General features: G+C 66.5%; 9 protein-coding genes. 4 read left to right on the top strand and 5 right to left on the bottom strand.

The features are described 5' to 3' along the window. The first annotated feature begins 240 nt into the window (after positions 1 to 240). The 3 genes from EDF57_RS11085 (at position 241) to EDF57_RS11075 (ending at position 5456) form a co-directional block, all read left to right on the top strand. Positions 241 to 1323 (top strand): AraC family transcriptional regulator ligand-binding domain-containing protein, encoded by a 1083-nt coding sequence (locus EDF57_RS11085; RefSeq protein ID WP_166675247.1) that lies wholly within the window; start codon positions 241 to 243, stop codon positions 1321 to 1323. Positions 1324 to 1414: 91 nt separating this feature from the next. Further along, positions 1415 to 2602, top strand: coding sequence for a MaoC family dehydratase N-terminal domain-containing protein (locus EDF57_RS11080; protein ID WP_243654273.1), 1188 nt, complete (start codon positions 1415 to 1417; stop codon positions 2600 to 2602). A 79-nt stretch (positions 2603 to 2681) separates the two neighbouring features. Next, positions 2682 to 5456: a TonB-dependent receptor gene (locus EDF57_RS11075; RefSeq protein ID WP_134094279.1), complete on the top strand. Its 2775-nt coding sequence runs from the start codon at positions 2682 to 2684 to the stop codon at positions 5454 to 5456. A gap of 76 nt (positions 5457 to 5532) precedes the next feature. Here the strand turns inward: EDF57_RS11075 and EDF57_RS11070 are convergent, their stop codons facing one another. Together EDF57_RS11070 and EDF57_RS11065 are read right to left on the bottom strand one after the other, a co-directional pair. Further along, a complete protein-coding gene (locus EDF57_RS11070) occupies positions 5533 to 5979 on the bottom strand; it encodes a nuclear transport factor 2 family protein (RefSeq protein ID WP_134094278.1) in 447 nt (148 codons plus the stop codon). Then, positions 5976 to 6701 carry an alpha/beta hydrolase gene (locus EDF57_RS11065; RefSeq protein ID WP_134094277.1) on the bottom strand — a complete coding sequence of 242 codons (726 nt, stop codon included), beginning with the start codon at positions 6699 to 6701 and terminating at the stop codon, positions 5976 to 5978. Before EDF57_RS11065 ends, EDF57_RS11070 begins: the two co-directional genes overlap by 4 nt. Before the next feature lie 360 nt (positions 6702 to 7061). On the opposite strand from EDF57_RS11065, the gene EDF57_RS11060 reads away from it, so the two are divergent. After that, entirely contained in the window at positions 7062 to 8702 is a 1641-nt protein-coding gene (locus EDF57_RS11060; protein WP_166675246.1) for an alginate export family protein, read from the top strand. A 7-nt stretch (positions 8703 to 8709) separates the two neighbouring features. Here EDF57_RS11060 and EDF57_RS11055 read toward each other — a convergent pair whose 3' ends face one another. Genes EDF57_RS11055 through EDF57_RS11045 form a run of 3 tightly spaced genes read right to left on the bottom strand, consistent with a single transcriptional unit; the run spans position 8710 to position 12648 of the window. After that, positions 8710 to 9675: a LysR substrate-binding domain-containing protein gene (locus EDF57_RS11055; protein WP_166675245.1), complete on the bottom strand. Its 966-nt coding sequence runs from the start codon at positions 9673 to 9675 to the stop codon at positions 8710 to 8712. Further along, the gene (gene fdhA / locus EDF57_RS11050; RefSeq protein WP_134094274.1) at positions 9656 to 11599 is read right to left on the bottom strand and encodes a formaldehyde dehydrogenase, glutathione-independent; all 1944 of its coding nucleotides are present in this window, start codon (positions 11597 to 11599) and stop codon (positions 9656 to 9658) included. Before fdhA ends, EDF57_RS11055 begins: the two co-directional genes overlap by 20 nt. Then, positions 11596 to 12648 (bottom strand): aromatic ring-hydroxylating dioxygenase subunit alpha, encoded by a 1053-nt coding sequence (locus EDF57_RS11045; protein ID WP_134094273.1) that lies wholly within the window; start codon positions 12646 to 12648, stop codon positions 11596 to 11598. Before EDF57_RS11045 ends, fdhA begins: the two co-directional genes overlap by 4 nt. Between the last annotated feature and the right edge of the window lie 6 nt (positions 12649 to 12654).

The raw sequence follows: 12654 nt of genomic DNA, 5'->3' as shown, positions 1-12654 counted from the left end.
TGTTGCGCCTGACCCCGTGATCGGATCTGGCACCCCCGCAGCCGACTCCGGCCGGACCGCCAGAGCCTTGCCGGGCATTCCCGCGCCCGACTTGCTGGATCGGGACAATCCGTCCGGCGCGCGTTCCGACTTCGGCCAGGCGATGAAACGCGGTGGAGGCGCGCGAACGCTTGATCGAAACGCGCGGAGAAAGCATGCCGGAAAGGCGTGTCCCCCATCGTTCGAGGTTTGCGGATGGAAATGGAAGCAAGGCACCCGGCTCCTCAGGGCGGAAGGGCTTCGAACAGCGAAACCGGCGGCCATCTGCTGGGCGCGCGCCTGCTGCGCCACTTTCCCGAACTCGTCCGCGAACTGGGCGGCCAGCCGCAGGTCATGCTGGCCGGATCCGGGCTCGACGAAGCCGACTGCGAACGGGAAGGCGCCGCCTCTTACGAGCAGTGGATGGCCCTGGTGGACCGCGCCGCGCGGGAACTGGGTGCGGCCGACTTCGGCATGCGGCTCGCCCTGCGGCAGGGCGGCCGCGGCGTCTACGGTCGGCTCGGGACGCTCATGGCCCATGCCCGCACTTTCGGCGAAGCCACGACGCTGGCGGTGGTCCACAACAATGCCCACTCGCTTGCTGCCCGGGTGTGGAAAGCCGCGACCGCTTCCGGCGCCCATGTCTTCCTGGGACACGACGTGCTGGTCGGCACTCTGCTGGGCCGCTGTCAGGCCGTGGAGCAACTCATGTTGCTGGGCCACCTCGGCGCCATGGTGCTCACCGGCGGCCGGGCGCGGGCCAGGGAAGTGCATTTCCGGCACGGCAACCTGGCGACACTGCGCAGCTACCGCCGCTATTTCGGCTGCGAGGTGCGTTTCTGCCGCACCGAGGACGGCATAGCCTTCCGCGCCGCCGACATGGCTTTCCCCATCCATGACGCGGATGCCCACGCCCGCACCGAAGCCATCGCCCATTTGCGCTCGACCTTCCGGGATGTCCGTCCCTCGGTGAGCGCGCGGGTGCGTGGAATCGTCATGCAGTGGCTCAGCACCAACGAATGCACCAGCGAACGCGTCGCGCGGTTGCTGGCGCTTCACCCCCGCACGATGAACCGGCGCCTCCACGATGAAGGGACGAGTTTCCAGCGGATCAAGGACCAGGTCCGCTGCGATTACCTGGCCTATTACATCGGGCGAACGGACGTCGAATTGCAGGTCATTTCACGCCGGCTGGGCTTTGCCGAGCAATCCGCCCTGTCCCATTTTTCGCAGCAGATGCTGGGTTCCAGCCCCCGCGACTTGCGGGCGCGCGCCTTGCGGGAAAGCGCGCTGGCCAGACTGTAAATCCGGCCGGGCCATGATTGTCCGGATACGACAAGTCTGATCCGGGCCGGTGCAGCATCTCTCCTTTGCATAACGAACGGAGGATGCACCTTTGGCTGAAACGGCAGAAGACGCGATCATGGACATCAGCGACGTCGAATGGCGGCTGGGCCATCAGGTCGGCGGCGGCGAGCTTTGGGAGCCCTGCAACAAGACGGATATCCGCCGCTGGGTCATGGCGATGGACTACGTCAACCCGCTGCACTGGGACCAGCGCTTCGCCCAGCAGAGCAAGTTCGGCGATCTCATTGCGCCGCAATCGATGCTGGTGGCGCTCGACTACGGCCATGGCAACAATCAGGCCTGCGTCGGACGCATCGAAGGCCAGCACATGATCTTCGGCGGCGAGGAATGGTGGTGGTACGGCACCAACGTGCGCCCCGGAGACCGGATTTCCCACGAGCGCATCTTCACGGGTTACAAGCTGACCGACACCCGCTTCGCCGGCCCCACCCTGTTCCAGCGCGGCGACACGATCCACCGCAACCAGCGCGGCGATCTCATTGCCAAGTCCTGCCCCACGGTCATCCGCTATCTTGCCAAGGAAGCGGAAAAGCGGGGAATGTACGCCTCCACCGCCGGCACCCCGCACAAGTGGACCCAGGCCGAACTTGCCGGGATCGACCAGGCGCGGCGCGATTGGTTCCTGTCCAACCGCGACGGCGTCTCCCCCCGGTTCGAGGCGGTCGCGGTGGGCGACAAGCTTCCGCGCCGCGTCATCGGCCCTCACTCGATCGCCAGCTTCACCACCGAATACCGCGCCTTCGTGTTCAACATCTGGGGCAGCTTCTACTGGCAGGGCATCGAAGGCGTGCCCGATTGCTGGGTCAATCAAGACATGGGCTGGATCGAGGGCTTCTCGTTCGACGAGGAAGGCGCCCTTGTCGACCCGCGCCTGCGCGACGGCCTCTACCTCGGCCCCTCGCGCGGCCATATCGACGACGGCCGCGCCAGCGAGATCGGCATGCACCGTGCCTATGGTTACGGCGCCACGATGGCCGCCTGGAACACCGATTATCTGGCCTTCTGGGCCGGCCACGACGGCATGGTCCGCCACGCCAAGAGCGAGTTCCGGGGGCCCGCCTTCGAAGGCGACGTAACCTGGATCGAGGGTGAGGTGATCGAGAAGATCGAGAATTCCGAGTGGGGTTTCCCCGTCGTGCGCATCGAGGTCCGCATGACCAATCAGGACGGGAAGGTCGTGGTGACTTCGGTCAACGAGGTGCAACTGCCACTCTGAATCGTCTCGATCAGATCAAAGCTGACGAGACGGATTTGAAGACGGATTCCAAACATTTTTCCAGGGGAGGAAACAGGAAATGGCAAACATCTACACGCGTTCGGCGACCCGGCTGGCACTGGGAGCGGCAACCATCGCGCTGCTACCCGCCGCAGCGATGGCCCAGACCGAGGCTCAGGCACCAGCTCAGGCACCAGCTCCGGCGCCCGAGCAGCCGCTGGCAGACCAGGTGACCAGCGAACCGATCGTCGTGATCGGCACGCTCATTCGCGGCATCGCTCCGGCCGGCAACAACGTCATCAATGTCGATACCGACCAGATCGCGGCCACCGGCGCGGCCTCGACCAGCCAGGTGCTCAGCACCATTCCGCAAGTCGGCAACTTCTTCAATGCCTTGCCCGCCGGCATATCGCAGCAGCCCGGCTCCAACGGGTCGAACCCGATCAACCGTCCCAACTTGCGCAACCTGCCCGGCGCCAACACCAGCGGCGGCGCCCAGACGCTGGTCCTGTTCGACGGCCAGCGTGTCGTCGGTGCCGGCATCCAGCAGGTCGCGGTGGATCCCGACATCATCGCGCCCGGCGTGATCGCGCGCGTCGAGGCCATGACCGATGGCGGCTCGGCGGTATATGGCTCGGACGCGATCGGCGGCGTCATCAACTTCGTCACGCGCGACCGGTTCGACGGCATCCAGGCAGACGCCCGCTACGGCATCGGCGAGGACTACCAGTCGATCGAAGCCAGCGCGCTGGCGGGCAAGGACTGGGGCTCGGGCGGTTTCTACGTCGCCTACGGCTACTCCCATCACGACAGCGTCTACGGCGCGGATCGGGACTGGGTGAAGCAGGTCGACTGGAACACCGACATCCCCACCGGCCGCAACTGCGCCGCGCCCAACGCGACCATCGGCACCACCGCCTATGTGCCTTCCGGATCGGGCCTCGTCGCGGGCGGGCCCAATGTCTGCGATTTCTCGGATCCGGTCGCCATCTATCCGACTTCGACACTGCATACCGTGTTCGCCCGGCTCAACCAGAGGCTTTCCGGCGGCGTGAAATTCGACATGACCGCGCTCTACGCCAATCGCGCGATCAGCCAGGTCAACGGAACCCTGGGCACCGGCGCCCTGGGCACGGGTGCGGCAGGGCAGGCCACGCTGACGGCCGCCTCGCCGTTCTACCGCCCGACCGCAGACGCCAATGCCGGGCTGCCGCAAGTGGTCAGGTTCGACTACAGCCCGCTCTTCGGAACCCGGTCCGCCACCCAGCAGACCGATCTGGAAACCTGGCGCATTGCCCCTTCCGTCTCGGTGGAGCTTGGCTCGGACTGGGAATTCAGCGGTCTGTTCAGCTACGGCATCGCCACGACGTCCTTCAACAACGCCCAGATCAGCGCGGCCGCCCAGTCTGCCGCGCTCGCGGCGCGCACTCTCAATCCCTACGACGTCGGCGCCACCGCGCCCGGCGTGGCATCCGGATTGCTGCGCTATGCCAGCGGCAGCGGACGGAACGAGTTCTACGACTACCGGGCCATCGTCAACGGACCGCTCTTCGCACTGCCGGGCGGCATGCTGCGCGCGGCCGCGGGCTACGAGCACATGCAGGACAATTTCACCCGCCGCACCACGAATGCGTCCACTTATGCGCTCCAGAACCCGGCCACGTATATCCAGAAGGTGGATTCGGTATTCGGAGAACTGTCGATCCCGATCGTCGGCGATGAAAACGCGATGTCCTTCATCAACGAGCTGACCCTTTCCGCATCCGGCCGCTACGACAAGTACAGCGACTTCGGCGACACCTTCAATCCGAAGCTCGCCGCCACCCTGCGCCCGGTCGAATGGATCGCGATCCGCGGCAACTGGGGCAAGTCGTTCACGGCGCCTTCCCCGGTCGACCAGCTCGGCGTCCTGGCCTCGGCCGTGGCGACGGTGCCGGCTGCATTCCTGCGCACGCCCCCCGGCGTGACCGCGGCTCCGGGCGAAATCGGACTGTTCGTTTCGGGCACCGCGCCGGGCCTTCAGCCGCAGAAGGCCACCAACTGGTCGATCGGAGCCCAGATCGAACCGCCGTTCCTGTCGGGGCTGACGCTGAATGTCAGCTATTACAACATCGATCTGAAGGGAACGATCGGAAGGCCCGTCACCGGGGCCGACCTCAGCGACTACTACGCCAATTTCCCGCAGCTCTATTCGGTGCGGCCCAGCGGCCAGGAACTGGCGGCCTATCTCACGCAGTTCGATCCGGCCAATTTCAACTTCACCGTGGCCAACCCGACCTCCACGGGCCAGGCGCTCATTACCTCGGGCGGCACCAGTTCACCGGTGCTGGTGGCGCTCGACACGCGTTCGCGCAACCTGGGCACCGCCACGCTGGACGGGATCGACTTTTCCGCGAACTACGTGCTCGACACCAGGTTTGCCTCGTTCGATGCGAGCGTGAACGGCAACTACCGTCTTTCGCAGGAATCGCGTGCCCTGCCCTCGCTGCCGCTGTCCGACGATCTTGCCTTCAACACCCCGGTGTTCCGCATCCAGGGCACTCTGGGCACCAGAGTTGGCGGGCTGCGCGCGCAAGTGATCTGGAACCACACGTCCGGTTACAAGCGCGGGCTTGTCGAATTCGGTCAGACCAAGGTTTCGGCCTTCGACACGATCAACCTGTTCTTCAAGTACGACGTCAAAGCGAAGTCCGCCTGGGCCAGCGACCTGTCGTTCACGCTGAATGTCCAGAACCTGTTCGACGTTTCGCCTTCCGAGTTCCGCTCGGCCGCAAGCCTCGGTTTCGACACTACCCAAGGGACGGGCTTCAGCATCGGCCGCATCGTCCAGTTCGGCGTCAGCAAGAAGTTCTGATCCGCAGGGCGCACCGTCCGGGCCAGGGCGCTCGGACGGTGCCGCTCCGAACCGTCAAGACCTGGACCGGTCACCGTCACTCCGCAAATGCCAGCGATCCGCGTCTGCTGACAAAACGCCAGACGCCGTCGGGCTCCAGGTGCAGTTCGTCATCGAAGTCACCCACCAGAACGGTTTCCCCGCGCTCGCCGCTATAGAGCACGACATAGCTGCGCGCACGGGCGCGCGACGCGCCCAGCACGTCGACGACGGTGTTGGCCATGACGTGGCGGGTACGCCGCGCCGGCCGGTCGCGAAAGAAGCCGCGTATGGCCTCGCGTCCGCAGACCGGGGCGCCGGGTGCCGTCGGCCGAGCGAACGTGCCGTCCTGCGTGAACATGGCAGCCAGGGCATCGTGATCGTGCGCATCGTTTGCCTGGGCAAAGCGATGGATCTGGCGCACGACGGCCTGCTCGATCGCCAGGCTCCCGGCAGCGCCGGGTGTCTCCGAAGCGTTTGAGATATCTTGATCCTCGCGTGTCATGCGGTTCCCGCTTCCTTGTCCAGGGGCAATGCCATCCATCGTTCCAGCGCCGCGGTCACGGCTTCGGGCGCTTCCATCGGCGCCATGTGGCCGCTGCCATCGAACACCACGTAGAGCGAGCCCGGCAGCGCCGCGAGGATCTCCTCATGCTGGGCGGGCGGGCTCCACGCATCCTCGCTGCCGACGCCGATCAGCACCGGGCAGCGCACTGCGGCAAGGGCGGCCACCGCGTCGGGCCGTCCCAGCAGCGCGGCGATATGGCGGCGATGGACCGCAGCGCCCATCCGGTGCACCATCGCATGAAGACGCGCGTTCAGTTCCGGATCGGCATCGAGGCGGCCCTTGCGCACCATGGGCGGGAGCCAGACGTTTGCCAGGGCCTCCATGCCTTCGCGCTCGCCAAGCTCGATCAGCGCCTGACGCCGCTCGGCCTCGCCCGGGCGGATGGGATGAATGCCGGTGTCCAGCAGCGCCAGTCGCTCGACCCTGTCCGGCGCCATCCGCACCGTTTCCAGCGCGACCCGCGCGCCCATCGAATGGCCGGCCAGCGAGAAGCGCGCGGGCGCTTGCTCCAGCACATGGCGCGCCATGGCCGCGATACTGTCGAAATGCCGCAAGTCGGGCACTTGAACCTCGTAGGATCGGCCGAGGTGCTCCACCTGATGTTCCCACACGCAGGCATCGCACAACAGGCCGGGAAGCAGGATGATCGTCTGTCGCACAAGCGCTCGCTGGTTGCCGGGTTGTCCCACCGGGTAGAGCACTGCGGGACGATCCGGTCCTATTCAATTGCCGCGCCACGTTATGCGCTTCCGGCATGTCGCCGCTATCGCAATTGGTGATAGCGGCCTCGGCGGAAAGCATACGCCCTATGGCCGGATCGATGCGTAACCTCTGCCCATCGGTTCCATCGGAGCCGCGAAGATAGAAGCGACCTGCACAGCAGGCGGAAGAGGATGCACCATGACAGCCGCACTGCGTTAGCCAGGCCCTTCGTGCCCGCCCTCCCCTGCATCGTGACGGGGAAGGCGCCGGGCATGTGCCCGCACCGACATACCCTTCCGATAGACGAGGATTCCCGAATGGCCCTTGGGCTTTTCCCAGAGATGACGGCTGCCTGCGCCCTGCTGGCGCTGGCCCAGCCCGCCTTGGCGCAGCAGGCCAGCGGCGAGGCGCCGAACCGCGATGCATCTTCCGCCGCGCCCACCTCTGCAGTCCCCTCTGCGCCGGGCGCCACGTCTGTCCTCACGCCTGTCCCCGTGCCCGTCATCGTGACTGCTGCCGCCGCGCAGGAACGCGCCATGCGCCCCCTTCCCCCCGTGGAGATCGGCGCCCCGCCGCCGGTCCCGCCGCCCGCCTCGCCGCCTATCCCGGAGCCGGTACCGGGCGGGCGGACGGCAACGCCCTGCACCCCGCAGAGCCTGCGCTGGACCGAGGACTGGACCTGCCTGGCCAATCCCGCCAAGCGCACTTCTCCGCTGGAAGCGCTGCGCTATCTGCCGCTGGGCGACGATCCCGAGGTCTATCTCTCGATCGGCGGCGAGGCCCGCTACAACTATACGTACTGGAGCGCGCTCAACCTCGGCGCCAAGGGCAAGGACAAGCTCTCCGCCCTGCAGCAGCGCCTTCGCCTGGTGGCGGACCTTCACCTGGGCCGCAACGTGCGCGCTTTCCTCGAACTGGGCGACAACCGCGAATTCTTCGAGACATTCGCCACGCCGCCCAACCGCGACAAGCTGGACATTAACCAGGCCTTCATCGACGTGACGCTGCCGCTCGGCGACACCACCAAGCTCACGCTGCGTCCGGGGCGTTTCGAAATGCCGATCGGCAATGGCAAACTCGTCGGCCTGCGAGACGGCGTGAACGTGCGCTACGTCTATCAGGGCATTCGCGGCACCTTGATCGAGGAAGGGAAGGTCCGGGTCGACGCCTTCGCGGTCAAGCCGGTGACGTTCGAACCCGGCATGTTCGACGACGGCCCCGAGAATGGGCGCCACTTCAACGGCGTATACGTAGCCACCGCGCCGGGGCTGCTGGCGCCCAACCTGGCGGTCGACCTCTACTGGTACGATCTCTACCGCGAGAATGCCCGCTATACCACGCTGACGGGAACCGAAAGCCGCCAGAGCTGGGGCCTGCGCCTCTCCGGGCGCGCCAGCGGCTTCGACTGGGACGCGGAAGGCACCTACCAGAGCGGCAGCTTCGCCGGCCAGAAGATCCAGGCCTGGGGCATGCTGCTGGAGGGGGGCTACACTTTCGCCGATCTTCCGATGAAGCCGCGCCTCGGCGGCCGCTTCAACTGGTTCAGCGGCGATGACGATCCGAACGACGGCAAGATCGGCACTTTCGCACCGCCTTTCCCGCGCACGCCGCTCTACAGCGATGCGGGATGGCTCAACATGTCCAACCTGATCGACGTGACGCCCACGCTGACGCTCAAGCCGAGCAAGAAGCTCACGCTGGTCGGCGGACCCGAACTGTTCTGGCGCGCCACGGCGGCCGACGCGGTCTATGCCGGGCCGACCAACTTTCCGCTTCTGCGCCCGACGGACGGCGGCCGCTTCGTGGGGACGGGGCTGAACCTCCAGGCCGATTATCTGGCGACGAAGAACCTGAGTTTCCACGCCTATTTCACGCACTTCATCGCCAGCGATTCGTTGCAGTCCGGCGGCGGACGCAGTTCGGACTACTTCGGCTTCTGGGCCGATTTCCGCTTCTGATGTCGGGTCAGGCCACGCTTTCGACGATGTCGCTTTCCTCCAGCCGGGCAACTTCGCGTTGCAGTTCCGCCAGCAGCAGCTTTCCAGCCTCTCCCAGCGGTCCGCGGTGGATGATGCCGGCCGGGCGCGGGGCTGACGGCACTGCCACCGGCAGGATGCGCATCGTGTCGCGCGCGAGGTCGCCCGCGACCAGGACTCGCGGCACGGCACTGACGAACGTGCCCGAAAGCAGCAGTTCGCGCATGAAGCCCACCGATGTCGATTGCACGGCCGCATCGGTATCCAGCCGAAGCTGTTCCAGTATCTCGCGCACGTCGCGTTCCATCAGCGTGCTGACCGACGGCAGCACCAGCGTATAGCGCTGCACGTCCGCAGCGCTGACGGAGGGAAGCGCGAAAAGCGGATGGTCGCTGCGGGCCACCAGCGAGATCGGCTCGTCGTAAAGCACGCGCCGGACCAGATCGTCAGGCTGCGACGGGGGATAGAGGCGGCCGACGATGACGTCGATTTCGCCTGACAGCAGCGCCGGGATCATCTGGTCGGTCTTGCCCTCGATGACGGAGATCGTCAGGCGGGCGGCCTGTTCGCCGGCATTGGCCAGAACGGCAGGCAGCAGGCCATGCGCAGCCACCGGAAGCGCGCCGACGCGGATGGTTCGCCGCTGGCCATCGGAAAGCCGGTCCAGCTGCCCTTCCAGCTCGCGAATGGTGGTCAGCAGCTTGCGCGCGCCTGCGGTGAGGACCGCGCCCGTGGCATTGGGCCGCACGCCGCGAGGATGGCGCTCGAATATTTCGGCGCCGATGATTTCCTCCACCTCCTGCAAGGTGCGCGACAGGGCGGGTTGGCTGACCCGCAACGCACGCGACGCGCGGAGCAGGCTCTTGTGCTGCTCCAGCGCGTCGATCACCCGCAGATGGCGGATCTTCAGCCTTTGTTCGAGATAGTGCGCCAAATCAGGATGCCACCATGCCATGGGGGTCGATGACGAACTTGGCGGCGGCGCCCTTGTCGAAAGTCTCGTAGCCCTTGGGGGCATCCTCCAGCGAGATCACTTGCGCGTTGACGATGTCAGCGATGGGCAGACGATCGTGCAGCAGCGCCATCATCAATTGCCGGTTATATTTGAGCACGGGAGTCTGCCCGGTGTGGAAGCTGTGCGACTTCGCCCAGCCCAGCCCCAATCGCAGGCTGAGATTGCCGGTCTTCGCCTGCGCCTCGTGCGCGCCGGGGTCTTCGGTGACGTAAAGCCCCGGAATACCGATGGAGCCGGCCGCGCGGGTCACTTCCATCATCTGATTGAGCACGATGGCGGGCTGCTCCTTGCCGCCGTGGCCCACCGCCTCGAAGCCGACCGCGTCGATGGCGCTGTCCACTTCGGGCACGCCGATTACCTGCTCCACCAGGTCGCCCAGCCGATCGTGGCTGGAGAGATCGATCGGCTCGAAACCGACCTTCCTGGCATGGGCCAGGCGATCCGGGTTGAAATCGCCGATCATCACCACGGCCGCACCCAGCAGGCGGGCGGAAGCCGCCGCAGCGAGGCCCACCGGCCCCGCGCCGGCCACATAGACGGTCGAGCCCACGCCCACGCCTGCGTTGAGCGCGCCGTGGAAGCCGGTGGGCAGGATGTCCGTCAGCATCGTCAGGTCGCGGATCTTCGCCATGGCGCGGTCGCGGTCGGGAAACTTGAGCAAGTTGAAATCGGCATAGGGCACCATGACGTAGCGCGCCTGTCCGCCGATCCAGCCGCCCATGTCCACATAGCCGTAAGCCCCGCCGGCACGGCCGTCGTTCACGGTCAGGCACACGCCGGTGTCGCCGTGGCGGCAGGTGCGGCAGCGGCCGCAGGCGACGTTGAACGGCACCGAGACCAGATCGCCCACGTCGAGCATCTCGACATCGGCGCCTTTCTCGATCACTTCGCCGGTGATCTCGTGACCCAGCACCAGACCCGCCGGCGCGGTCGTCCGGCCGCGCACCATGTGCTGGTCGGATCCGCAGATGTTGGTGGTCACGATCTTGAGGAAGACATCGCGGTGATCCATCTCGCCTTTCGCCTCGACGATATCGACCGCGCAAAGGCCGCATTCTCCGCGTCTGCACTCGAAAACGACCTCGACGCCTGCCGCTTCAAGCGCATCCAGCATGGATTCGTTCTCGCGGACCAGCACTTCTGCGCCAAGGCGCGGGACCTTCACGGTGAACGCCTGAGCCGCGTGGCTGCCGCTCGATCCGAACGTCTCGTAGCGCAGCCCGGCGCGCGGACGGCCAGCTTCTTCCCAGGCGCTGCGTACCGCTTCCATGAGCCCCAGCGGCCCGCACATGTAGAGTTCGCCGTCCGCGGGCAGGCGGCGGATCTCGTCCGCGATGTCGATCTGCTCGCCGCGATCGGACGCGAAAAGGCTCAGCCGATCACCCAGGAACCCGGCCAGTTCCTCGCCATAGGCGAACTCGTCGGCCGAGCGCGCCGCATAGACCATGCGCAGGCCTGCTCCGCGCACGGCGAGCTGCGCGGCCATCGCCACCATCGGCGTGATCCCCACGCCCCCGGCCACGAGCAGGTAATGCGGAGCGCCATGCATGAGCGGAAAGTCGCAGCGCGGGGGCGCGACGGCCAGGGAGTCACCGGGCTGGAGGCGCCACATATAGGCCGAGCCGCCGCGGCTCTCCGGCTGGCGCTTCACGGCGATGCGCAAGGTGGAACCCTCCTGGCCGACGACCGAATAGGACCGCTGGTCGATCCTGCCGCCGACATCGACCTGCACCTTGACGTGACTGCCGGGCGGGCAGGCGGCGGCGCGATCGAGGACGATGCCGAACTCTCGAATGGTCGGCGTGACATCGCGAATGGAGGTCACGCGGCCAGATTGCCAACCGGCCGGAATCTCGCCGCTCATTCCGCAGCCTCCGCCAGGACCGGCCCATTTTCCGCTGCTATCATGCGATCGATCGCGCGACGCGCCCACATCGAGCCCGCATCGATGTTGAGGTTGTAGAAGACATGATCGGGATGCTCGTCGATGGCGCGCTGCTGCGCTTCGATCACCGTCTCGTCTTCCAGCATGATGCCGCCGCCTGCATTGAGGACGCGGCGCGTATGGCCCTGATCGCCTATGTTGTAGTTCCGGAGATGGGCCCAGAAATAATAGCAGGTCTTGTCGGTCGAGGGGGTGGGCAGATGCAGCACCCGCATGTCCACGCCTTGCGAGCGATCGCCCTCCGGCGCGCCGGTTCCGGCGGGTGCGACGCCCACTTCCAGATAGATCACCGAAGGCGCCAGGAAGTTGATGACCTGCCAGCGATCGGTCTTGCCGGGCTTGCCGAGCTGCCCCGCCCAGAACGGCGGCGCCTCCTCGTCCAGCACCCAGCGTTCGACGCGCGCAGTGCGTTCGCCGTGGTAGGCATCGAACGGAGCCTCGGCGAGCGCCTCGTTGCCGATGCTGGAGGAATGGACGAACGTCTCGTGAGTCAGGTCCATGAGGTTGTCGATCACCAGGCGGTAGTCGGCCTTTACCTCGGTCATGCTGCCGTCGCCCGCCCAATCCGGATGGTCCGGCCACGGCAGGTCGGGGATGAGCGCCGGGTCGGCCAGCGCCGCGTCGCCCGGCCAGACCCAGACGAAGCGGTGGCGCTGCGCCACCGGAAACGCGCGCACGCAGGCCGAGGGGTTGATCGTCTCCTGCGAGGGCATGTGCGTGCAGCGCCCGTTGGGGCCGAACACCAGCCCATGATAGCCGCAGCGTACGTCGTCACCCTGCAGGGTACCGATCGAGAGCGGCACCAGCCGGTGCCAGCAGGCATCCTCCAGCGCCACCGGCGTGCCGTCCTGCCGGCGATAGAGCACCATCTTGCGGTTGCAGATCGTGCGCGACAGCAGGCTGCGCCCAACTTCCGCGTCCCACGCCGCGACATACCAGGCGTTCATCGGAAATGTCTGTGTTGTCATGGTTTG

The organism is Novosphingobium sp. PhB55, assembly GCF_004368805.1.
In the GTDB taxonomy this organism is placed as follows: domain Bacteria; phylum Pseudomonadota; class Alphaproteobacteria; order Sphingomonadales; family Sphingomonadaceae; genus Novosphingobium.
This window is presented reverse-complemented; position numbering and strand designations above follow the sequence as displayed.